Origin of the sequence: Candidatus Rhodoblastus alkanivorans, from assembly GCF_022760755.1 — a bacterium.
Lineage (GTDB): Bacteria > Pseudomonadota > Alphaproteobacteria > Rhizobiales > Beijerinckiaceae > Rhodoblastus > Rhodoblastus alkanivorans.
The window spans coordinates 2,240,748-2,262,259 of record NZ_JAIVFP010000001.1; the positions used below are offsets into that span (position 1 = coordinate 2,240,748).

At 62.4% G+C, this 21,512-nt stretch carries 19 protein-coding genes; 11 read left to right on the plus strand and 8 right to left on the minus strand.

Translation table 11 applies throughout. From position 1 onward, the window contains the following. Positions 1 to 66: 66 nt before the first annotated feature. Complete coding sequence (gene gltX / locus K2U94_RS10540) at positions 67 to 1,515, minus strand: glutamate--tRNA ligase (protein ID WP_243067168.1); 1,449 nt, start codon at positions 1,513 to 1,515, stop codon at positions 67 to 69. A gap of 114 nt (positions 1,516 to 1,629) precedes the next feature. Here gltX and K2U94_RS10545 point away from each other — a divergent pair, with 114 nt between their 5' ends. Continuing rightward, on the plus strand, positions 1,630 to 3,894 hold the full coding sequence (locus K2U94_RS10545; protein ID WP_243067169.1) for a ComEC/Rec2 family competence protein: 2,265 nt from the start codon (positions 1,630 to 1,632) through the stop codon (positions 3,892 to 3,894). Positions 3,895 to 3,903: 9 nt separating this feature from the next. Here K2U94_RS10545 and cynS read toward each other — a convergent pair whose 3' ends face one another. The 3 genes from cynS to K2U94_RS10560 form a co-directional block, all read right to left on the minus strand. After that, positions 3,904 to 4,392, minus strand: a complete 489-nt coding sequence (gene cynS, locus K2U94_RS10550) for a cyanase (RefSeq protein WP_243067170.1) — start codon at positions 4,390 to 4,392, stop codon at positions 3,904 to 3,906. 244 nt (positions 4,393 to 4,636) lie between these two features. Further along, positions 4,637 to 5,341, minus strand: a complete 705-nt coding sequence (gene lexA / locus K2U94_RS10555) for a transcriptional repressor LexA (RefSeq protein ID WP_243067171.1) — start codon at positions 5,339 to 5,341, stop codon at positions 4,637 to 4,639. Positions 5,342 to 5,704: 363 nt separating this feature from the next. Next, a complete protein-coding gene (locus K2U94_RS10560) occupies positions 5,705 to 6,157 on the minus strand; it encodes a helix-turn-helix domain-containing protein (protein ID WP_243067172.1) in 453 nt (150 codons plus the stop codon). A gap of 295 nt (positions 6,158 to 6,452) precedes the next feature. Here K2U94_RS10560 and K2U94_RS10565 point away from each other — a divergent pair, with 295 nt between their 5' ends. The 8 genes from K2U94_RS10565 (at position 6,453) to K2U94_RS10600 (ending at position 14,414) form a co-directional block, all read left to right on the plus strand. Continuing rightward, positions 6,453 to 8,444 carry a hypothetical protein gene (locus K2U94_RS10565; RefSeq protein ID WP_243067173.1) on the plus strand — a complete coding sequence of 664 codons (1,992 nt, stop codon included), beginning with the start codon at positions 6,453 to 6,455 and terminating at the stop codon, positions 8,442 to 8,444. Continuing rightward, a complete protein-coding gene (locus K2U94_RS10570; RefSeq protein WP_243067174.1) occupies positions 8,444 to 9,187 on the plus strand; it encodes an AAA family ATPase in 744 nt (247 codons plus the stop codon). The genes K2U94_RS10565 and K2U94_RS10570 overlap by 1 nt, the downstream gene beginning before the upstream one ends. Positions 9,188 to 9,211: 24 nt before the next feature. Next, a complete protein-coding gene (locus tag K2U94_RS10575) occupies positions 9,212 to 9,751 on the plus strand; it encodes a hypothetical protein (protein ID WP_243067175.1) in 540 nt (179 codons plus the stop codon). Positions 9,752 to 9,794: 43 nt separating this feature from the next. Next, positions 9,795 to 10,142, plus strand: coding sequence for a hypothetical protein (locus K2U94_RS10580; protein WP_243067176.1), 348 nt, complete (start codon positions 9,795 to 9,797; stop codon positions 10,140 to 10,142). A 329-nt stretch (positions 10,143 to 10,471) separates the two neighbouring features. Continuing rightward, a complete protein-coding gene (locus K2U94_RS10585) occupies positions 10,472 to 10,885 on the plus strand; it encodes a hypothetical protein (RefSeq protein WP_243067177.1) in 414 nt (137 codons plus the stop codon). Next, positions 10,882 to 11,820 carry a Mu-like prophage major head subunit gpT family protein gene (locus tag K2U94_RS10590; RefSeq protein WP_243067178.1) on the plus strand — a complete coding sequence of 313 codons (939 nt, stop codon included), beginning with the start codon at positions 10,882 to 10,884 and terminating at the stop codon, positions 11,818 to 11,820. Before K2U94_RS10585 ends, K2U94_RS10590 begins: the two co-directional genes overlap by 4 nt. Before the next feature lie 16 nt (positions 11,821 to 11,836). Further along, positions 11,837 to 13,957 carry a phage tail tape measure protein gene (locus tag K2U94_RS10595; protein ID WP_243067179.1) on the plus strand — a complete coding sequence of 707 codons (2,121 nt, stop codon included), beginning with the start codon at positions 11,837 to 11,839 and terminating at the stop codon, positions 13,955 to 13,957. 109 nt (positions 13,958 to 14,066) lie between these two features. Further along, positions 14,067 to 14,414, plus strand: a complete 348-nt coding sequence (locus K2U94_RS10600; protein ID WP_243067180.1) for a hypothetical protein — start codon at positions 14,067 to 14,069, stop codon at positions 14,412 to 14,414. A gap of 135 nt (positions 14,415 to 14,549) precedes the next feature. Here the strand turns inward: K2U94_RS10600 and K2U94_RS10605 are convergent, their stop codons facing one another. Both K2U94_RS10605 and K2U94_RS10610 read right to left on the minus strand, forming a co-directional pair. Next, positions 14,550 to 15,368: a DUF2189 domain-containing protein gene (locus K2U94_RS10605; RefSeq protein ID WP_243067181.1), complete on the minus strand. Its 819-nt coding sequence runs from the start codon at positions 15,366 to 15,368 to the stop codon at positions 14,550 to 14,552. Between the two features lie 108 nt (positions 15,369 to 15,476). Further along, the gene (locus K2U94_RS10610; protein WP_243067182.1) at positions 15,477 to 15,833 is read right to left on the minus strand and encodes a gamma-butyrobetaine hydroxylase family protein; all 357 of its coding nucleotides are present in this window, start codon (positions 15,831 to 15,833) and stop codon (positions 15,477 to 15,479) included. A 311-nt stretch (positions 15,834 to 16,144) separates the two neighbouring features. Between K2U94_RS10610 and dsrA the strand changes: the two genes are divergently transcribed. Both dsrA and K2U94_RS10620 read left to right on the plus strand, forming a co-directional pair. After that, on the plus strand, positions 16,145 to 17,425 hold the full coding sequence (dsrA, locus tag K2U94_RS10615; RefSeq protein WP_243067183.1) for a dissimilatory-type sulfite reductase subunit alpha: 1,281 nt from the start codon (positions 16,145 to 16,147) through the stop codon (positions 17,423 to 17,425). A gap of 186 nt (positions 17,426 to 17,611) precedes the next feature. Beyond that, a complete protein-coding gene (locus K2U94_RS10620; protein ID WP_243067184.1) occupies positions 17,612 to 18,739 on the plus strand; it encodes an Mrp/NBP35 family ATP-binding protein in 1,128 nt (375 codons plus the stop codon). A 44-nt stretch (positions 18,740 to 18,783) separates the two neighbouring features. On the opposite strand, the gene K2U94_RS10625 is transcribed toward K2U94_RS10620, so the two are convergent. Together K2U94_RS10625 and K2U94_RS10630 are read right to left on the minus strand one after the other, a co-directional pair. Continuing rightward, on the minus strand, positions 18,784 to 19,428 hold the full coding sequence (locus K2U94_RS10625; protein ID WP_243067185.1) for a DsbA family protein: 645 nt from the start codon (positions 19,426 to 19,428) through the stop codon (positions 18,784 to 18,786). Between the two features lie 324 nt (positions 19,429 to 19,752). Then, the gene (locus K2U94_RS10630; protein WP_243067186.1) at positions 19,753 to 21,456 is read right to left on the minus strand and encodes a methyl-accepting chemotaxis protein; all 1,704 of its coding nucleotides are present in this window, start codon (positions 21,454 to 21,456) and stop codon (positions 19,753 to 19,755) included. Between the last annotated feature and the right edge of the window lie 56 nt (positions 21,457 to 21,512).

The window sequence follows — 21,512 nt, forward strand, 5'->3', positions numbered from 1 at the left end:
TCGCGTTAATATTGTGCACTGCGAATGAGTAGCTTATTGTCCGGGCAGGTTCAAGATGACAGCATCTTAAACGATAGAGGCGCCTGCGGCGTCGGTGATCCGGCCAAGACTTTCGTCGCAGCCAAGCGTCTCCAGGACATCGAAAATGCCCGGCGACGTCGCGCGGCCGGTGAGCGCGGCGCGCAGGGGTTGCGCGACCTGGCCGAGCTTGGCTCCCGTTTCTCCTACATAGGCGCGCACCGCCGCTTCGGCGGCCGGCGCCGTCCATTCCGGCAGCGCGGCGAGCTTCGGCGCGAGCGCGGCCAGATGGGCGCGACCGGCCTCATTGAGCAGGGAACGCGCCTTTTCGTCATATTCGAGCGGACGCTCGGCGAAGAGGAAGCGCGCGCCGTCCGCCAGCTCGATCAGGGTCTTGGCGCGCTCCTTCAGGCCCGGCATGGCCTTGGCGAGCTGCGCTCGCTTGGCGTCGTCGAGCTTCGCCACAATCTCCTCGCCATTGGGCAGATAGGGCAGGGCGACGATGAACTGCGCCAGCAAAGCGGAATCGTCCATAGCCCGCATGTAATGGCCGTTCATGTTTTCGAGCTTCGCATAGTCGAACCGCGCGGGCGAGCGATGCACCTGGGCGAGCGAAAAGGCCTCGGTCAGCTCGTCGGTCGAGAAAAACTCGCGGTCGCCCTGGCTCCAGCCGAGACGGGCCAGATAATTGCGCAGGGCTTCCGGCAGATAGCCCAAGGCGCGATAGGCGTCCACGCCGAGGGCGCCGTGGCGCTTGGACATTTTCGCGCCGTCTGGCCCGTGAATGAGGGGGATATGGGCGAAGGCGGGAATGTCCCAGCCCATCGCCTGATAGATGTGGGTCTGGCGCGCGGCGTTGGTCAGATGGTCGTCGCCGCGGATGATCTGGGTCACGCCCATGTCGTGGTCGTCCACCACCACCGCGAGCATATAGGTCGGCGTGCCGTCGGAGCGCAGCAGGATGAGGTCGTCGAGGTCCTTGTTGGGGAAGGTGACAATTCCCTGGACCTTGTCCTCGATGATCGTTTCGCCCTCGCGCGGCGCCTTGAGGCGGACCACCGGCTTGCGGCCTTGCGCGATCGCGTCGCTTTCGGCTTCGGTGCCGCCGAGGTCGCGCCAGCGCCCATCATAGCGCGGCGGGCGGCCCTCCTTGCGTGCGAGTTCGCGCATCTCGTCGAGCTCTTCCGGCGTCGCGTAGCATTTATAGGCCGCGCCCCTGGCGAGCATTTCCTCGGCGACCTCGCGATGGCGTCCCGCGCGCGCGAACTGGTAGATGGTCTCGCCATCCCAGTCGAGGCCGAGCCATTTCATCCCGTCGATGATCGCGGCGATCGCCGAATCTGTCGAGCGTTCGCGGTCGGTATCCTCGATTCGCAGCAGCATCCTGCCGCCGGTCTGGCGGGCGAGGAGCCAGTTGAAGAGAGCGGTGCGCGCGCCGCCGATGTGGAGATAGCCAGTGGGCGAGGGTGCGAAACGCGTGACGACGGAATGAGACATTGCGATGAAACCTGAGGCGGCGCGGGGAATGGCCGAGGGAGAGGCCAAGGGAGTGGTCTTGCCGCAGCGCGTTCGTGTAGCATGGGCTTCGTCGCCAGAAAAAGGGGCAATCGCATGGCGTCCGCTCCCAAGGGGCTGACGGACAGGGTTGGTAGCCTTGCGGCGCTGCGCCTCTCGCCCGGCGCCGCGCTCGCCGCCCTGCGCCTGTATTTTGCCGCCGCTTTGGAGCAGGAATGGGATCTGCGCCGGCCTTTCCTGTGGTTGCCGGCGGCGGCGGGCGCCGGCGCGATCTATTATCTCGTCGCGCCGACCGAGCCGGTTCTTTGGGTCGTCGGGGCGACGGCGGTTCTGTTTGCTGCGCTGGCTTTTCTTGCGCACGAGCAGCGTACGCTTTCGGCCGTGTTTGTCATCCTCGCGGCGCTGGCCGCGGGCGAGTTCTCCGGTGGCTGGCGCGCGGCGCGGGTGGATGCGCCAGTGCTGGATCGCATTTACATCGGTGAGCTTGCCGGCTTCGTCGAAGAGGTCGATTTCCGGCCCCAGGGCGCGCGTTTCCTGCTGCGCGTCACCGAGGCCGAGCGTCTCGCGCCGGAGCAGACGCCTTATCGCGTGCGCTTGACCATGCGCGGCGTTCCTGCTTTCGCCGCGGGAGATTTCCTGACCATCAAGGCGCGGCTGCTGCCGCCGGCGCGCGCGGCGCTGCCGGGCGGCTATGATTTTGCGCGCGACGCTTATTTTCAGCGCATCGGCGCCGTCGGCAATGTGCTGGGCAAGGCGGAGGCTCTTCCCGCGCCCCGGACGGCGGACTGGCGGCCGCGCCTCTATGCGGCGGTGGACCGCGCGCGCAACGCGCTGGCGTTGAGGGTCTATGATCGCATAGGCGGCGACAATGGCGCGATCGCCGCCGCGATGGTCACCGGCAAGCGCGACCTCCTTTCGGAAGCGGCGCGGGAAACCATCGCCAAGGCGGGGATTTTTCATATCATCACCATTTCCGGCGTCCAGATGACCCTGGTCGCGGGCATCTTCTTCGTCGGCTTTCGCGGTTTTCTGGCGCTCTTCCCCGCTCTCGCGCTGAACTATCCGATCAAGAAATGGTCGGCCGCGCTCGCCATGCTCGGGGCGCTGGCCTATGGCCTGTTCACCGGCTCGCGCGTCGGCTCGGAACGCGCTTTGTTCATGACCCTGATTCTGCTCGGCGCGGTCATCGCCGAACGGCCGGCGCTTTCCATGCGCAATCTCGCTTTCGCGGCGCTGGCGGTGATCGCTTGGGAGCCGGAGGCGCTGCTTGGCGCGAGTTTCCAGCTATCCTTCGCGGCCGTCGCCGCGCTGATTGCGGTTTACGAATCGCGCGGCGCGGCGAGCGGGAGGCCAAATCCCGCGCCCAAGGCGGTCGGGACCGAGGCCGAGCGCGAAGCGCGGGGGCTCGCCGACCATATGGGGGAAATCAGCCGCCTGCGCGTGTTCGGCGCACTGGCCGCCACCTTCTGCGCGACCTCCGCGACGGCCTCTTTCATGGCCTATGACTTTCATGAATTGAATCCCTATGTGCTCATCGGCAATCCGCTGACGCTCGCGATGATCGAGCTTTTCGCGGTGCCGGCGGCGTTGCTCGGCGCGTTGCTCGCGCCTTTCGGCGCGGACGGTTTGGTTTGGTCCTATCTCGGCGCGGGCGTCGGCATGATCATGACGATCGCGCGTTGGATCGGGTCGGCGCCGGGCGCGACTATCGCCCTGCCGGCTTTCGCGCCCTGGTCGATCGCCTGCCTGACGCTCGCGGTTCTCTCCGCCGTCTTGTGGCGGACGCGGCTGATGAAGCTTACGGCGCTGCCGCTGGTCGGCCTGGGCCTGTTGGGGGCGGCGAGCGGACAGCGCTTCGATCTCGCCGTGGCGCCGACCGGGGAATATGCGGCTTTGCGCGACGCCGGAGGGCGCCTCGCGCTTCTCGGCAAAAGGCGCGATTCCTTTGCCGCCGAACAATGGCTGCGCGCCGACGCCGACCTGCGCCCGGCGTCCGAAGCCGAAGCCGCCGGCCGTTGCGACACGCTCGGTTGCGTCGGCGTAATGCGCAATGGCGAAGCGGCGGCCCTGGTGCTCGACGGCGAAGCCTTCCATGAGGATTGCGCCCGGGCGCAGGTCGTCATTTCGCCGCTCTATGCGCCGAGCTATTGCACGCCAAAAATTCTGCTCGACCGCCGCAAGCTCCGGGAAACCGGGGCGGTGACACTGGCTTTCGGCCCGAAAGGCATGGAATGGCGCACAACCCGCGCGCCAGGCGAGGATCGCCCCTGGTCACGCGCGCCGCGCCGCCGGGCGCTTGCGCCATTGCGTCCCGCCGCCGCGCCGGAGTCGCCCGCGACGAAGGACGATTCGCGGGAATAGCGGGATTGATTATCCGTTCTTGGCGCCATTCGGCGGCACGCCGGGGCCGGCGCCGTAATATTTGTAGGGCAGGAATTTGCCGGACATGGAAATCTTGACCCGGTCGCCCTTGGGGTCGGGCTGGCGCTCGATCGCCATGTCGAAATCGATCGCCGACATGATGCCGTCGCCGAATTCCTCCTGGATCAGTTCCTTCATCGCCGGTCCATTGACCATGAGCAGTTCGTAAAAGCGATAGAGCAGGGGGTCGGTCGGCGGCATCGGCGAATTCTGGCCGCGCATCGGAACCTCGGTCAGCATCCGCTCTTCCGACTTGGTCAGGCCGAGAAAAGCGGCAGACTTGGCCGCGAGCGCCTCGGGAAGGCGCATCTGGCCGAGCAGCGCGCCGACGATCAGCACATCCGCCATTTCGCCGGTCGCTTCGACGATCTGCTGCCATGTCAGGCGTTTTTCGCGCTTGATGTCGAGAATGCGTTCGGTGAGTTGATCGCGGGTCATGCGCATACTCCTTTGCCAGGGACAAAACGCCTTCACAGAGGTTAAGCGTCAATTCCCCGGCCCGCCAGAGAACTGAGCTCAAAATTTGTCCATGGAATAACGCCAGAAATTCAGCGCAGCGACCCTTCCGGCTGTCACTGCGACCGTGAGCTAAAGGCGCGACGGGAAACAATTAACCATCTAACATATTGAAATAATGCATGAGTTTCTTCGTCGCTTTTCCCGTCGTCCGCGAAAACTCCGCTCAATATTTGCGCACGAGGCTCACCAGCTTGCCCTGGATGCGGACCCGGTCCGGCCCAAAGATCCGCGTTTCATAGGCCGGATTGGCGGCTTCCAGCGCGATCGAGGCGCCGCGCTTGCGCAAGCGCTTCAAGGTCGCCTCCTCGTCGTCGATCAAGGCGACCACGATTTCACCCGACTCGGCGGATTCCTGCTTCTTGATGACCACCGTGTCGCCGTCGAGAATGCCGGCCTCGATCATCGAATCGCCCCGGACTTCGAGCGCGTAATGTTCGCCGTTGGACAACAGGTCCGGGGGGAGGGCGATGCTGTGGGACCGTGTTTGCAGCGCCGATATCGGCGTGCCGGCCGCGATGCGGCCCATGACGGGGATGGCGACGTTCTGGCTCGAATCGGAGGGGTCGCCCGCGACGACTGGCCGGGTCTTGCCGAGATTGCCTTCGATGACGCTTGGCGCGAAACGTCCGCCGCGCGGCGCCGCCGGGGTTGACGACTCGGGCAGCCGCAAAACTTCCAGCGCCCGGGCGCGATTTGGCAGGCGCCGGATGAAGCCGCGCTCCTCCAGCGCCATGATGAGGCGATGAATGCCGGACTTCGAGCGCAGGTCGAGCGCGTCCTTCATTTCGTCGAAGGATGGAGGCACGCCGGTCTCTTTCAGGCGCTCATGAATATAACGAAGCAATTCGCTTTGTTTCCTGGTCAGCATGGCCGCGCCCTGTCTAATCTTGCCGCATCCGGCGTTGCTTTGGCGCTTCAGAATCACGCCAATACAAATCATGAACGGAAGATAGATGTTCGCGCTTGGTTCTGCAATCGAAAAGATGTGAGATGGTTGCTGCTGGAGCGCGTAAAATTAATTGCAAATCCCGGAATTCGGTAATTGCACGCCGGGACTCGAAAATCTCTTTAATAACAACCTTGTAGGTGTGTAGTGTTCGCCAAACCGGATTGGCGAACACTCGGCTGATTTTCCGTATGTGCGATGCTGTTGATTTTTCTATACATTTTCAAAAAGGATTGGCGAACATGCTACGCCAAATCCCACGATTGGCGAACATTTTGCCGAACATCAACCGGTCTTGGTTTCGCGGCGCCCAAACGAAAGGTGCGAGACGAAGGGACCGAACGCGCCTTCTGCCCGAAAGCGATCATATCGGGCCTCCAAATCGGCTGTCATTCGGGCCGCCAGTGTTAATGCCTTTTCGCGCTCGTGCTGAGGCGTCTCAGGCCCCAAAGATGGCATAAGGCCAAGCTCAATAAGCGATCCGCAAACAGCGTCATAAAGATCGGAATGGTGCGGTCGAAAGTCGCCATATATAAAATAGTCCGCGTCTATGCGCAACAAATGTGCCAGACGCAAGAAAAAATCGGCAGGAATACGGTTTTCACCATTTATGTAATTCTGAACAGTGCGATACGAAATCCCTAATTTCTCCGAAATTAGTTTCATTGAGACTCGCTTTTTCTTTATCACGGCGCGTAGCGCCTCCGCCAGTCTGGCATCGTCGTAGTCGCTTGCCATATACCGAAATGTGCGTTATTCTGAACAAAATGCACCGAAATAAGACATTAGGCGGCGCAATGCCCAAAATCGTTCGCACCCTCCCTCTCGTAATTACAATTGCCGGGTCAGACGATCTGTATCAGACCGTCCGCGCGGCATTAGTCGCGCGAAATTCCAGCCTCAATGCTTGGTGTAATGCAGCCGGCGTTAACAGGCAAACCGCGGAAAAGGCGTTGAAAGGAGCACGCCACAGCCGACGTGCGGACGAACTTCGTCAGCGTCTCCTTGCAGAACTGTTCCCCGAGAAAGTAGCGTGAGGGACTTCCTTCCCATCGCCGTCATCGCCGACGCAGCAGCCATATCGAGCCGGGCGATTGAACGCGCCATCATGCGGGCCAGCAAGAACCCGTCGGCGACTTGGAACGGCGCGCGCTTGGTTGTCCGGGAAGTCGCCGGGCGCGGCGGCCGCGGCGGGCGTCAATACGAAGTCAAAGTCGATAGCCTGCCCGCCTACATTCAAGAGCGTTTAAAGCGTGTTTCAACCGCGGTTGCAGCTCCAGCGCCCGGCGACATTACGCGAATAGAGCGCGACATTCGCTACGACCTGGTCATGCGGGTTGTTACCCATCCTAAGGGGTCGGAAGGGAGGGCGAAAGCGGCACGCGAAGAGGCGCAACGACGACTCCTTAACCCGCGCACCGGCCGGATGGAATATGTTTCCGTCGCCACGATCATGCGTTGGGTCAAACGCCATGAAGACCAAGCTGAAGCCGGTTTGGCGCGGCGAAAGCGTTCGGACGCAGGCCAAAAGCGTGTCATCCTAACCCAAAAATGGGACAGCTCCGTTCCTTTTGACGATGAAGTCAAGAAACGCATCGCCTCTGAATTGCGGCTTTACATCCGGGGAGAGCACAAGAACCTGGCTTCCTTCGGCCACATCCGCCTGATGGCTGAGCGGAAACTCATAGAGCTTAGCCGCGCCGCCGGCTTTCAAGCATCGGCCGACATTTGCGCGTTGCCCGACAATTTCATCAAGGCGGAACGGATCGCGCGCAAAGCCGGCGTCTTCCTCCGCGATCGCAAGGCGTTCCAAGACGATTTGCCGGGCATTCTTCGCGGCGTGAGCGGCTTGGCGCCGTGCGACGTGATCTACGGCGACGTGCATAGCGCCGACGTGCTCTTGCCCAAAATTGAGGGTTTCCAACGTCACGCGAAATTTATCGCATGGTTCGACGCGGGGACCCAAAGGGCGTGGCTCGATGTCGTCATCCTGGAGGAAGGCAAAGGCGTAACCAACGCCCACGTCATCGAGAGCTTTCTGCGCATGGCCACGGCCTGGGGGATGCCGGGAACGCTCTACCTCGACAACGGGTCCGAATATAATTGGGCCGAATTCGTCGACGACGCAATGAAGCTTCTCGGCCACAGGGTCGTTTTCGGCCGCGAAAGCAATGTCGTGAACGCCAAGCCGTATAACGCCCGCGCCAAGGAAATCGAGGGCTTTTTCGGCCGGTTTGAACGGCATTATCTGGCGCAAATCCCCGGCTGGGTCGGCGGCGACCGGATGAAGTCGAAAACCTCGAATGTCGGGAAGGCCCCGACACCATACGGCGGAGATTTCGGCCAATTCGTCAGGATGATCGAGGCACAACTCATAATTTATCATAATCGGCCCCAAAAGGGTCGGAAACTCAAGGGTCTGCCGCCTTTTGAGGCGTACAAAAAAGCGATTGCGGCCGGCTGGTCCAAAACGGAAATCGACCCATTAGCCTTCATCACGGCCTTTTCGACCGAAGAGCGACGCAGCGTCAGCGGGGGAAGAATTCAATTCTCCGGCGCATCATGGACCTGCGACGAGCTGCAAAGCTATTTGGGCGATTATGTCATTGTTCTGGTGCCAAAATATCAAGCATGGGATCGTCTTCCGATCCGTGACGACAAAGGGCGCCTCCTGGGGTTGGCGCAGCGCGACGCGGAATTTCATCCCCTTGATCCATCCGGCGCGCGCGAGGCCGCCTCGCGCGGCGCGCGTCGCGTGAAGGCGGCCAAGGCGCTATGTCGGTCTATTCCAACGATCGATGCGGAAGCGGAGATTATCCAACTCGCGTCAGTTCTTCCGCGTGAACCGCATGCGCCGATCGGCGCGCACATTGGCCCGTCCGCCGAGGCGCGGGCCATCGCTTCCGGCTTGACTGAAACGCCAAAGGAACGACGCGCGCGCGAGCAGGCCGAACTGAAACGCTCCGCCGAAGATCACCAGGCGTTCATGCAACGTCTTCTTGCGAATAAGAGGGACGCTCGCTGATGGCTTTTCGCTTTGTCGAAACGTCGATTTCTCGCGGCATCGACGAGACCGTTACGTACTCGCGTGCGACCCTGCGCGCTGCCGCGATCATTGGACCGCCGGGGATCGGAAAAACGGTCGCGCTGGAACGCCTTTATGCGAACGATCGAAAAGCGATCTACTTGCGTATTTCGGCGACGCAGGGAACGGGCAAGGCGGCATTTAGGCTTCTGGGCGACGCCATGGGCGTGGCGAGGGGAGGGCGCGAGAGCACGGACTCGATTTGGCGCGCCCTGGAGGACCGCTTTGACACGTCCGGATCCTGGAAACAGGGCGAATATCTGCTCATAGACGAGGCGCAGCAACTTGATTTGAACGTCCTCAAAGAGCTGGTCGATTTGCCGTCGCGTTTCGGCTTTCCCGTTGTCGTCTGCGGGAACCCAGACCTTCTCAAGAGAACGAAGGTCGATCGCGGCGCCTATGAACAAATCGTCAGCCGCTGCTCCAAGCGGCTGGTTTTGAAAGCGCCATTGGACGAAGACCTCGTCGCGATTGCGCTCGATTTCGACGTTTACGGTGCCGACGCGCGCGCGGCGGCCGTTTCCTATGGGCAAAACACGTCAATCCGCGAACTCGTCCAACTTCTTGAGGACGCCAGGACGTTCGTCGCAAGCGGGCCGATTAGACTGAACGATCTTCGCCAAACGGCCGTCAACACCAAAGGCGGCTCCCAAGCCCTCAAGCTTTTGTCCCCCGCCGCGTAATTGGCATTTTAACCAGGAAAGACTATGAAAACCATCAATCTCAACTTCCCCTCCAAATCCGAATTGCGCGATTTCTGGCGCCAATGCATTGCGACGAATAGCGCAATTATCGAGACGAATAACAACTTTATCCGCGCCCTCGACGGCTACAACGGGTCCGCCCGTCCGACCGCGCTGCTCAGCGCATGGTTCGGCGAGCTTTCCCGAATAACGGCGTGGGTTGACGAAACGCAAGTCGTGCCGCCGTCGGGGGAAGTTCCTGCCACGACCGAAGGTTGGAGCGACGAAGACGTGTGGGCCGTCCTCGGCGTCAGTTCGGGGAAGGTGCCGTTCCTCACCACGAGCTCGGTCGCCGATCTGGTCAACCACGCGCTTTTAGTCATTCAAGCGCGCCTCGCCCTTAACCGCGAGTTTGCCGAGAAGCTTTCTCCCTCCGCGCCGGCGGCCAATCCGCGCGATCTCATCAACGAATGGTCCGAGAAGCAAAACGGGCTCACTGCCACCTCGGCCTTCGAAATCTGCCGGATCCTCGGCGGCTTCGAAACGTCGGAGAGCATCCATTGACCGCGCAATCCTGGCGCGCAATTTGCCCAACGGAGGACGGACCATGGCAAAACCCGCTTTGAAAAGAGTCGAGCCGCAGGAAGCGCCAGCGATCGACGCGGCCCAAATGCGCGAAAAGATCGAGATTATTCGCCACCTCGAAATGGCGCAGGAGAGCTGTAGCGACCTCTTGGTGCTTGCGGATTTCGTAAGAGCCTACATCAATGGCCGCCGGAGGAAATCGGTCCGGGAGAGCGGTGGACAGTTTTATCTTGAGCCCGGCGTCGCATTGGAGTTCATTCACCGGACACTGTATCGGCTCGCCGATCAAGCCGCCGTCAAGACCGACGAGGCGATCCAAAACATCAAAGCTTCTCTCCCCTCTGACTCCGGGCCTCAAAATCAAATTTGAAGCACCATTTAACGGCTTGGACGGCAGAGGCAACGCGGCGGCTAAGAGACGAAGCCTCCGCGTTCAATAGGGCTCCTGAGCCGTCCTGAGCGCGATCGGCGCACGACTTCAAATTAGGCCTTTTGGACTGTTTATTCTCGGACGCCATCGCGTCTCGCGCGTTGGCGCTCGCTGCCCGGAGGAAACCTTTCCCCATCATGTTTCCGCTCCGCCTCATCTATTGATGGCCTTGTCGGCGCTTCGGGGGCGTTTGGGTTCTCACCCGGCGGGCGCGGCGCCTTTCGTCTTTGAGCGCCGCGCCCGCGACATCCGGAAATTTGGGCGGCGGCATGAAGCTAACGGGCATCCTTGCGGAAATCGCGGTCGCTGCGGGCGAGGAAGCGGCGATGTCTTTGGCGCGGGCGCACGGGGGAACGCGCGTTTATATGCCCGGCATCTTGACGCTCCAGAAGTGCGCCGAGGACGGCCATTGGTTGGCGCGCCTGGTTGGTCTGGACGCCGCCCGCAAGATCGCCGCCGCTTGCGCGGGCGCGCGCGGCCTCCACATCGAAATTCCGTTCGGACCCGCCGCGCGCGACAAGGAACTTCGTCGCGAAATTTGGCGTCTTCTGGACGAAGGCAAGAGTGCGCGAACGATCGTCAGGACTTTGGGCTGCACGGATAGGACGGTTCGGGTGGCGAAACTCGCTCGAAAGATGTCCCAGACGCGTGAAGGCAATTCGGAAAAGGATCGAAATCTATGATTATCACTCCCGACACCATGAAGCTCTTGTTTACGGGCTTCAAAGCGGTGTTCAACGACGCCTGGGCGCAAACGCCCACACACGCTTTTGACATCGCGATGAAGACGAGTTCGGGAACCTCGCGCGAGGCTTACCCTTGGCTGGGCCAGTTCCCTCAGCTCCGCGAATGGGTCGGTGATAGGCATATCAAATCCGTCGAGACGCAAGGGTTCTTCATCGACAATTTGAAGTTTGAGTCAACCGTCACCGTCAAACGGGAGAGTATCGAGGACGATCAATATGGCGTGTTTGCGCCGATGTTCAGGAATATGGGGCGGGTCGCGCGTCTTCATCCTGATCAACTCGTCTTCGGATTGCTCAAAAACGGTTTCAACTCCTTTTGTTTTGATGGTCTGCCGTTTTTCGACGAAGCTCATCCGGCGTTCGACGAGAATGGCGCGCCGATCACCGCGTCGAACATGCAGCCGGCGCCGGCCGGATATTCGGGACCGGCCTGGTTTCTTCTGGACGCAAAGCAGGCGGTGAAGCCGCTAATTTTTCAGGAACGCCTTCCCTACGATTTTCAATCGGTCGTGAGCGACACGGATTCGCGCGTCTTCTTGAGGGACGAATATAGCTATGGCATCCGCGCCAGGGTCAACGCGGGCTTCGGCCTTTGGCATATGGCCTTCGGCTCGCAGGCGCCGCTCACCTTCGACAACTACGCCGCGGCGCGCGCCGCTATGCAAATGCTGCGAGGCGACCAGGGCGGCTTGCTCGGCGTCTCGCCGACGCTTCTTGTCGTGCCTCCCGCGCTTGAGGCAGCGGGGCGCACGCTTCTCAAAGCTTCCAGCGTCTCGACCTATGACAGTACCAACCTGTCCATTCCGGCGGTCCCGGTCACGAATATCTGGTTCGAAAGTGCGGACTTGATCGTCACGCCTTTCGTAGCCTGACGGGGGCGCGATCTCCGTGGCCGACCTCGACGTTTCGCTCCGGCTGCGGCTGATTAACATGCTCTCTAGCGGCGTCGCCGGCGCGATCAATGACCTGAAAAGGGTCGAGGCGGAAACGGAAAAGATCAATCGGGCGCAGGCCTCCGGCCAGAAAATCTCCGCTTCCGCATGGGTGGAAAATCAGCGGCGCGCCAAGGAGGCCGAAGAAGCGCGCAAGGGCGCTCAAAAGGCGATCGACGACCATTTCCGCCACCTTGAGCGCAAGATGGCGGAAATCGGCCAGATGCAATGGGCCTTCTTCGAAGTCGGCCGGCTGGGCGACAATCTGAAGAAGCCGATCGAGGACGCCACCGGCGCGGCGGTCGAATTCGAGAAGCGAATCCAGTCGATCGCCAAGGCCGGCGGCATGATCGCCGCCCAGCGCCAGATCGGCGAGGCTATCCTCCACGCGGCTAAGGCGGGCAATATCTCATGGGAGGAACTGGCGCGCGGCGAACGCCAGATCGTGGCCCTCGGCGGCGGCGATTACCTCGGCAAAATCGGCGGCATCCGCGATCGCCTGGCGCAATTGATCAATGCATCGGAGGCAAATCCGGAAGACCTCTACAATCTGATTTATCATTATATGCATCTGCTCAAAATGACCCCCGAACAGGCGCTATCGGCGGCCCAGGTCAATTATGTGCAGGGCAAAAAAGGAGCACTGGAGCTTAAGGACCTCGCCGAACAAATGCCGCGCCTCATTCATCTCGGCCAGGAATATATGTCCAACCAGCAGGTCGCGACCGATCTCGTCGCACTCCTTGAGGTGCTTCGCAAACAAACGGGATCGGCGAGTCAGGCCGAAACGCTTGCGCGGCACGCTATGATGAAACTCTCCGACCCGGGCGAGGCGAAGAGAATATATAAGGCTCTCGGCCTCGACATTTATGCAATCCGCAAGGAGGCGGCAGCCCAGGGCAAGGATCAACTCTTCGCCGTTTTGAACGCCATCGCCGACAAATTCAAGGAACTCGGAAACGACCCTAAAAAGCTCGGCGAGATCGGCCGCGATTATCATTTTCGCGCCGCGCTCGAGGCCTTTATGAAAATGCGCGATGACATAAAAGAATACATGCCGACGCCGGACGAGGCAAATAAGACCACAATGGCCGATTTTGCCGCCTCGACGGACACTGCCGCTGCATCGCTCGAGCGCCTGGCGATCGCCGCCGAGGAGGCTCGCATCCGCACCGGGGAGTCACAAGTTGGCGTCACCAAGGGCGTGGCGTCGATCGAGGAGAAGGGCGCCGAGGGAATAATCTGGTTCGCTAAGCATTTCCCGGCGCTCACCGCCGTGCTGGCAACCGGCGAGAGCGCAGTAGGAAGTACCTTTTCGACACTCGGCGGTATCGGATCGTCGATTGCCGGCCTCGCGACCGCCCTGCTCGCCATACAATGGGGCGCGAGCAAATTCCATGTCTGGCGCAATGGGCGCGGCGGTGCGGCGCCTGAAACGCCCAAGGGGGCGCCCTCCGATGCGGCGAAACCGTCGGCCGTCGAGGGCGCCCCGGAACATCCAATCGCCGAAAAGTTCGGCGGCGCGGTCGGCGCGGGCTTGACCAACGCCTTCTGGATCAGCGTGCTGGCGAGCTTCTTCTCGCACGGCTCGCGGGTCATGACGCCGGACCAGTTCAAAGGCGTCGCGCCCGACTGGTTTAAGCAACAGAACGACGCGAACGCGACCGACGCTGGCAAAAAAGCGGCTGACGCCGTCGCCAAGGGCGCGGCCTCGGCGGACATGAAGCCGGCCGGCGAACAGACTATGACGAATTACGCCGCCGCGATCACCGCGGCCGGCGCAACGGCAATCGCCGCAGCCGAGGCGATCGCGGCGAAAATCAAGGCCACGTTCGAATTCACTGCGACGCCGACGATCCAGCCGCGCCTCGCGCCCTCGTCGCCCGCGGCCGGCGCCGCCGCGCCGCAGAAACACGCCCAGATCGTCGATAAGAGCGTCCATATCGGGCAGGCCCATTTCCACGGCGTCCAGGATATAGGCAGCCTCCATCGCCAGCTCGCCGCGCGCCTCGATCACGATACATCGAGCGAGCGCGCCTCGGCCCTCCATGACATGGACGTTGGAGGCATGGGATGAACGGCGCGGCGGGGGAGGACGTGACCCCCTCCCCGGACATCTTGATCCGCCACCTACCGATTTCGGACCGCCGCTGAACTGTGATGCCACAACCGTCGCGAGGTTTCAAATGAGCCAATCTGATCGCCGTTCGAAGCGCTCAAAAACCGTCAAGAACATTCGCGGCGTCGAAGTTGTGACGATTCCACTTGCCGAATATGTCGCGCTTCTGGGTGCTCAAAAGCGGCAATTGGCTGACGACACAAATCTTGTGAGTGGATTTCCGCGCTCTCCAATCGAGCGCGACCCGCGTTTGGCCGCATTCATTCGTGAACGCCGCGGAAAAATGGAATTATCGCAAATTGCGGCAGAGTGTCGCCGCATCTTTGGCCCCGGCGCCCCCAGTCGCTCTTCCATTTGTCGTTACTTCCAAAGGCTGCGCCGAGGTGTCGGCTACGCGGGCGGGAGCACGAGTTGACCCGCGAAATCTAAGCTAATTCCGGCTAAACCCGCAATTAGCTATACCCGTGTGCATTTATTTATTTCGTCCCCACTGCGTGCGAGAAATTGTGTGTGGCCGTTCGAAATCACGAACGGATTTGGCGCCGTGACTTCAGGCGGCGGCGGGGCTCTCCGGTTCGACCAGCTTCCGGTAAACGTGCCACGAGGCGTGGCCGAGCAGCGGCAGCACCAGGGTCAGTCCGAGCAGGGCCGACAGCAGGCCGAAGGCCAGGAACAGGGCGATGACCAGCGCCCAGGCGAGCAGTGGCCAAGGGTTGGTCAGCACCGCCTTCACCGACGAGATCATCGCGGTGACGAAATCGACGTCGCGGTCGAGCAGAAGCGGGTAGGAGACGACGGTGACCGCAAACACGGCGAAAGCGATCATGCCGCCGAAAAGATTGCCCACGAGAACGAAGACGATGCCCTTGGGCGTGGTGAGCGCGTGATGGATGAACTGAGCGGGGTCCGGCATGTCGAGGCCATAGAACATCAGATAGAGGACGAAGGAATAATCGATCCAGATGATGAAGCCGAACAGCGACACGAGGCACATCCAGCCGAGATCGCGGCCGCCGCTCATCCTGACGGAGCGCAGCACGGCGCCCCACGACAGCGGCGCGCCTGTTTCGAGTCTCCGGCTCACCTCATACAGCACGGCCGCCGAGAAAGGCGAGACCAGCGCCACGCCGGTGAGGAGCGGATAAGCGAAATAACGCAGGCCGGAAAACTCGGCGAAATAGATCGCCACCCAGCCGAACAAAGTGTGTAGGCCGCCGACGACCAGGCCATAGCGCGGCGCGGTCCTGAAGTCGTTCAGGCCCGCGACGAGGGCGTGGTAAATGTCATCCTTCTGCAGTTTGCGAATGACGACCGCGCGCCGCGCGCGCGGCTGTGCCCCGGCGTCGGCCGGCTTGACGCTGTGCTGCATTTTTCCGCCCTTGACGACTCATGCGAACGCCCGCTTTTGCGGGTCTTTTCTCTCATGAGATTGATCCAGGCGGACGAAAGCCGCAATAGGCGAATCGGGTAGCGCCCCTTAGCGGGACAATCCCTTATCCTTGAGTTCGTTGAGGTAGCTTTGCCAGATGATTTCTTGTCTGGCTCCGAGGTCGTAGAGATAGTCCCAGGTGTAGATGCCGGTTGAGTGCGTGTCGTCGAATTCCAGTTTTGCGGCGTAATTGCCGACCGGCTCGATCGCGGTGATCGCGACGTCGCGTTTGCCCGCGACGGTCTTGCGCTCTTCGGGCGAATGGCCCTGGACTTCGGCGCTGGGGCTTTCGACCCGCAGCAGTTCGGCGGGAAGGGCGAAGGCTTCGCCGTTCTCGAAGGTCACTTTCAACGTCCTGCCCTTGTCGGCGAGCTTCAATTCGCTCGGCCATTTCGCGTCGCTCATGTTCGTCCTCCCTGATCGCGCCGGCTGTCCGCGCCCGGCTCACTTTGCGTCCGCCACCCTCCCCGCGAGGGGGAGGAATTTGACAGATAGGGCCTAACCGGCTGATTCACAGCTCTGTTATCGGGTTTTGAGAAAAATTCCAATTTTGCCGGGCAAGTCCGTTTTCATATTCATAATCCATGTTATGATGCGCCAAAATCACAAAAATGCGGCCCGGGGAACCAACTCCCGGCGGGAGAGATTTGCGAAGCTCACGCGAGAACCAACGATCGGCGCCGCACTTGCGCGGCGCCCGTATCTGGAGGACATCGATGTCACAGGAAGAATCCAAAGCCCATCATCCCACGCCGATGCTCGACGAGCTTGAGAGCGGTCCGTGGCCGAGCTTCGTGTCGGGGCTGAAGCGTCTGCGCGACAACGCCGACGCGCAATATGCGCCGATGATGAACGACCTGCTCGGCCAGCTCGAACATTCCTATGAGGAGCGGCTCGGCTTCTGGAAGGGCGGCACGGTTTCGGTGTTCGGCTATGGCGGCGGCGTCATTCCACGCTTTTCAGAAGTCGCCGACAAATATCCGGCTTCGAAAGAATTCCACACCCTGCGCGTCCAGCCCCCGGCCGGCATGCATTACGACACCAATGTCCTGCGCCAGCTCTGCGACATCTGGGAGAAGCACGGCTCGGGCCTGATCGCCTTCCACGGCCAGTCGGGCGACATCATGTTCCAGGGCTGTTCGAGCGAGAACGTCCAGCCGGCCTTCGACGAATTGAACGAGATCGGCTTCGACCTCGGCGGCGCCGGCCCGGCGCTGCGCACCTCGATGAGCTGCGTCGGCCACGCCCGCTGCGAGATGTCCTGCTATGACGAGGTCAAGGCGCATCGCTCGGTGATCAACGAGTTTCTGGACGAGATGCATCGTCCGGCGCTGCCCTACAAGTTCAAGTTCAAGTTCTCGGGCTGCGGCAATGATTGCGTCAACGCCATCCATCGCGCCGATTTCGCGGTGATCGGCACCTGGCGCGACGACATGAAGGTCAATCAGGACGAGGTGAAGGCCTATGTCGGCCGGGTCGGGCGCAAATATGCGATCGACCATGTCATCGCCATGTGTCCGACCCGCGCGCTGTCGCTCAACGACGACGACACGCTCGATGTCGACAACAAGAGCTGCGTGCGCTGCATGCACTGCCTGAACGTGATGAACAAGGCGCTGGCGCCGGGCGACGACAAGGGCGCCTCGATCCTGGTCGGCGGCAAGCGCGCGCTCAAGGTCGGCGACCTGATGGGCACGATGCTCATTCCCTTCGTCAAGCTCGAGAGCGACGAGGATTACGAGAATCTGGTGGCGCTGGCCCGCCGGATGCTGGACTTCTTCGCCGACAACGCGCTGGAGCACGAGCGCATCGGCGAGACCATCGACCGCATCGGCCTGCCGATGTTCCTCGAGGCGATGGAGATCGAGCCGGACCCGAACATGGTCAATCATCCGCGCACGTCCTGCTATGTGCGCACCGACGACTTCACCGACGAGGCGGAGAAATATTTCGAGCGCAAGGCCCGCGAAGCCGGCCTCGACGTCGCCGCCGACTGAGACCAGCGCAACGCCAATCAGGCCCCGCCCGCATGGCGGGGCCTTTGCGCTTTTTGGCGCGCGGCTCCCTCCGCCTTGCGGGGAGGGTCAGTCGGCGCGGCGGAGGCTGGACAAGCGCTCGGAACAATCACACATTTTGGAAACGCCGACGCGCTCGGGGCGAAGCGCGCGAAAAGGGTTAAGTTCATGTTCAACAACGACGACATTCTTGCGGCTTTGAACAATGTTGCGGGGCCGGACGGCAAGACGCCGCTGCCGCAGTCCGGCGCGATCTCGGGCGTCAGCATCCGCGAGGGCAAGGTTTTCCTGTCGATTTCGGTGACGCCGGAGCAGGCTCCCCATTGCGAGCCGATGCGGCTGGCCGCGGAAGAGGCGCTCAAGGCTTTGCCCGGCGCCAAGGGCGCGCTGGCGGTGCTGACCTCGGAGCGCGCGCCGCAAAGCGCGCCGCAGGCCGCGCCGCAAAATGCGCCCAGAGGCGGCCATGGCCACGCGCCGCGCGGCGCGAGCCAAGGCTCGGGCGTCGAGGGAATCAAGAAGATCGTCGCGGTGGCCTCGGGCAAGGGCGGCGTCGGCAAGTCCACGACCTCGGCCAATCTGGCGATCGGCCTCGCCCGGCTCGGCTTGAAGGTCGGCCTGCTCGACGCCGACCTGTTCGGCCCGTCCCAGCCGCGGCTGTTCGGCCTTTCCGGACGCCCGGACCTGGCCGAGGGCGGCGCGCTCGTGCCGATGGAGAAGTTCGGCGTCAAGGTGATGTCGATCGGCTTCCTCGTTCCCGACGACGCGGCGATCGTATGGCGCGGGCCGATGGTGATGTCGGCCCTGACCCAATTGCTGCGCGACGTCTCTTGGGGAGAACTCGACGTGCTGGTGGTGGACATGCCGCCCGGCACCGGCGACACCCAGCTCACCATGGCGCAGAATGTCGGGCTCGCGGGCGCGGTGATCGTCTCGACGCCGCAGGACCTCGCCTTGATCGACGCGCGGCGCGGCATCGCCATGTTCAACCAGGTTCACGTGCCGATCATCGGCCTGTTCGAGAACATGAGCTATTTCCTGTGCCCGCATTGCGGCGGCCGCACCGAGATTTTCGCCCATGGCGGAGCCAGGGCCGAAGCCGAAAAGATGGACGTGCCCTTCCTCGGCGACGCCCCGCTCGACGCCATGGTGCGCGAAACCTCCGACGCCGGCCTCCCCGTCGTCGCCAAGGACCCCGAAAGCCCCCAGGCCAAACCCTATCTCGCCCTCGCCGAAAAAGTCCGAGACGCCCTCAACCAGGCCCCAGCCAAAAAAGCCCCCAAAATCGCCGTCGAGTGAGGGGAAAGTAAACCGCCCGCCGCCTCAAACGGCGGGCGTTTTCGTCAAAGGGCCTCGGGTTTGGCCGCCGTCAAGGCTCGGGCCTGCGCGACGGCCGATTTCATGGCGTCAAAGTCGATATAGCCATGGGCCTTGTATGGCCCGATCAGGAAATTCGGCACGCCGTCGAAGCCAAGCGCCTCGGCTTGCGCGATATTGCGTCTGATGAGCCGGTCGATGTCGTCGCCATGGGCGATCAGGTCGCTCTTGAGCCGCGCGAGGTCTGCGCCGGAGGACGCGATCGCCTCCTCCATCGTGGATTGCGGATTTCTCCGGCCTGGAATGCGCATCAGGGCGGCGTGGACCCTTTGGTACGCGCCCTGATAATTCGCCGCCAGCGCCATGCGCGCGCCGAAGACCGAGGCTTCGGATAGGACGGGACAATCCTTGTAGACCAGCCTGACGCCGCTGTCGGTTTGCAGGATTCCATCGAGCGTCGGCGCCGATTTCTTGCAATAGGGGCAGTTGTAATCGAGGAAGGCGACGATTGTGACGTCGCCTTTGGGATTGCCCGCTGTCGGCGCGTCCGGATCGTTCGCGATCGATTCGAGGGTCATTTGTTGCGCCTTGGCGCGCCGCACGAAGCCGGAGGCCAGGAGGGGGCTGGACGCCAGGGCGGCGAGAAGGACAGTTCTGCGGTTCGTCAGCATGGTGCTCCGTCAGGCGCTGGAATTTTCGCGTCGTCTGCTCTTATGAAATGAGAATGTCGAAAAAAAGAGGATATTCCTTGGGTGTGGGGAATGTCCTCAAGGCGCCTGACCGCGAAGGCGCCAGCGATTGTCAACGTCAACGGCCAACAGCGCGCTCAATATCGGAGCGACGACGGCGGCTTCAATTTTGATATCGCCACCATAGTCTGTCGTTGACGACCTCCGGCGGAACCCTGGCCCTCCGCGCCAGACACGCAAGGCGTGGCGCCAAAACGATTAGCCGCCCCCGGGGGGGGCGGCGAAAACCTTCGAAGGGTGATGAGCTCAGGCCGCGCGAAGCGCGCCGAGGAAGTTGTCGACCTCGCTCCGTAGCGCTTCGGCCTGTCGGGAAAGGTCGTCGGCGGCGCCGAGCATGCGGCCTGAGGCGGTGGAGGAGCTTTGCGCCGCTTCGAGCACGCCGCCGATATTTTCGGCGACCTGATAGGCGCCGTGGGAGGCGTGTTGCACGTTCGACGCGATCTCCTTGGTCGCCTCGCCCTGCTGATAGACCGCTTCGGCGATGGCCTGAGCGATGGTGTTGGCGCGTTCCGTGGTCCGCACGATGGTGGAAATGTTTTCCGCCGCACGCTGGGTGGTCGCCTGAATGTCGTTGATCTGGGCGCCCACCTCCGCCGTCGCCTTGCTCGTCTGCTCGGCCAGCGTTTTGACTTCCTGCGCGACCACGGCGAAGCCGCGGCCGGCCTCGCCCGCGCGGGCGGCTTCGATCGTGGCGTTGAGCGCCAGCATGTTGGTCTGGCCGGCAATGTCGGCGATCATGTTGACGATTCCGCCGATGCGTTCGGCTGCCATCGCCAGTTCGCTCATCTGTTGGTCGGCGCCCTCGGCCTGATTGGCCGAATCGCCGGCGATCTCACGCGATTCGCGGGCCTGGGCGTCGATTTCCTTCACCGAATAGGTGAGCTGTTCGGTCGCCGAGGCGACGGAGGAGATATTGCTCGACGACGCCTCCGAGGCTTCTGCCACGGTTTTGGCCTGGGCGGCGGCTTCGACCGCCGCGTCGCTCATGATGCGCGCGGAATGGCGGAAATCCTCGGACGCCCGCAGGACGTCGATGAGGATCGCGCGGACCTTGCCTTCGAACTGGTCGGCCATTTGCGCGGCCATGGCGCGCTTCTGGGCGTCCTGGCTGGCGCGGGCGCCGGCCGCCTCGGCTTCCAGCTCGCGCGCCCGACGCATGCCGCCCTTGAAGATTTCGAGTCCGCGCGCCAGCGCGCCGATTTCGTCGCGGCGCGCCGCCCCGTCCACATCGACGTCGAGATCGCCGCGCGCCAGCCGGTCGAGCGCGTTCGTGGCCTGCAGCAGCGGCGCGACCATGCCGAAAACGAGTCCCGCGCTCATCAGCGCGCCGAGAGCCACGCTCGCGCCGATGCCCAGCAGCAGAAGCCACCGTCCGTTGCGATAGCCCTTTTCGACTTCTTCGGCGGCGTCGGCGCCGCCTTTGTCGTTCAGCGCGATGTTGTGGTTGAGCAGATCCACGATCCTGGCGTTGGCGTTGGCGTTGGCGTCGGCGTCGGCGTAGGCGTTCATCGCGCCGGCGAGATTGCCGCCGCGCGCGCTCATCACCGTGTCCAGCGCCGCTTGCCGGTAGGCCGGCCATTCGCGGCCGAAATCGGCCATGAGCCTGGCGGTCTCGCTGCCGGCGACGATCAGAGGCTTAAAATCGTTGTACGACTTCTCGACCTGGGCGGCGGCGGCGGCCATCGCGTCCTCGATCCCCTCGGCGCCCGTGTTGGAAGCGATCGCCAGCAGAGCCTCGGTCTCCGCCAGATGGTAGTGATTCACCGCCTTGCGCAGGGAGCCGATCTTCTTACCCGCCGGCATCCAGTCGTTGCGGATCGTCGCGGATTGCTCCGCCATCCCCGCCATGCGCGTCATCGCCAGCGCGCCGAGCGCGGCCAGCGCGACGAACATGCTGGAAAAGGCAATGAGGATTTTGGTTCGAATGCTCAAATCGCGCCACAATTTCATCGGGCTCTCCGTTGCCGCGGGCGGTGGGGTGAGCGCGAAATTAGCGGCGCAAGTTT

Excerpts from the sequence above, each read along its gene's own strand:
- gltX (WP_243067168.1), bottom strand. The coding sequence starts at position 1,515 with ATGTCTCATTCCGTCGTCACGCGTTTCGCACCCTCGCCCACTGGCTAT.
- K2U94_RS10545 (WP_243067169.1), top strand. The coding sequence starts at position 1,630 with ATGGCGTCCGCTCCCAAGGGGCTGACGGACAGGGTTGGTAGCCTTGCG.
- cynS (WP_243067170.1), bottom strand. The coding sequence starts at position 4,392 with ATGACCCGCGATCAACTCACCGAACGCATTCTCGACATCAAGCGCGAA.
- lexA (WP_243067171.1), bottom strand. The coding sequence starts at position 5,341 with ATGCTGACCAGGAAACAAAGCGAATTGCTTCGTTATATTCATGAGCGC.
- K2U94_RS10560 (WP_243067172.1), bottom strand. The coding sequence starts at position 6,157 with ATGGCAAGCGACTACGACGATGCCAGACTGGCGGAGGCGCTACGCGCC.
- K2U94_RS10570 (WP_243067174.1), top strand. The coding sequence starts at position 8,444 with ATGGCTTTTCGCTTTGTCGAAACGTCGATTTCTCGCGGCATCGACGAG.
- K2U94_RS10575 (WP_243067175.1), top strand. The coding sequence starts at position 9,212 with ATGAAAACCATCAATCTCAACTTCCCCTCCAAATCCGAATTGCGCGAT.
- K2U94_RS10580 (WP_243067176.1), top strand. The coding sequence starts at position 9,795 with ATGGCAAAACCCGCTTTGAAAAGAGTCGAGCCGCAGGAAGCGCCAGCG.
- K2U94_RS10585 (WP_243067177.1), top strand. The coding sequence starts at position 10,472 with ATGAAGCTAACGGGCATCCTTGCGGAAATCGCGGTCGCTGCGGGCGAG.
- K2U94_RS10590 (WP_243067178.1), top strand. The coding sequence starts at position 10,882 with ATGATTATCACTCCCGACACCATGAAGCTCTTGTTTACGGGCTTCAAA.
- K2U94_RS10600 (WP_243067180.1), top strand. The coding sequence starts at position 14,067 with ATGAGCCAATCTGATCGCCGTTCGAAGCGCTCAAAAACCGTCAAGAAC.
- K2U94_RS10605 (WP_243067181.1), bottom strand. The coding sequence starts at position 15,368 with ATGCAGCACAGCGTCAAGCCGGCCGACGCCGGGGCACAGCCGCGCGCG.
- K2U94_RS10610 (WP_243067182.1), bottom strand. The coding sequence starts at position 15,833 with ATGAGCGACGCGAAATGGCCGAGCGAATTGAAGCTCGCCGACAAGGGC.
- dsrA (WP_243067183.1), top strand. The coding sequence starts at position 16,145 with ATGTCACAGGAAGAATCCAAAGCCCATCATCCCACGCCGATGCTCGAC.
- K2U94_RS10620 (WP_243067184.1), top strand. The coding sequence starts at position 17,612 with ATGTTCAACAACGACGACATTCTTGCGGCTTTGAACAATGTTGCGGGG.
- K2U94_RS10625 (WP_243067185.1), bottom strand. The coding sequence starts at position 19,428 with ATGCTGACGAACCGCAGAACTGTCCTTCTCGCCGCCCTGGCGTCCAGC.
- K2U94_RS10630 (WP_243067186.1), bottom strand. The coding sequence starts at position 21,456 with ATGAAATTGTGGCGCGATTTGAGCATTCGAACCAAAATCCTCATTGCC.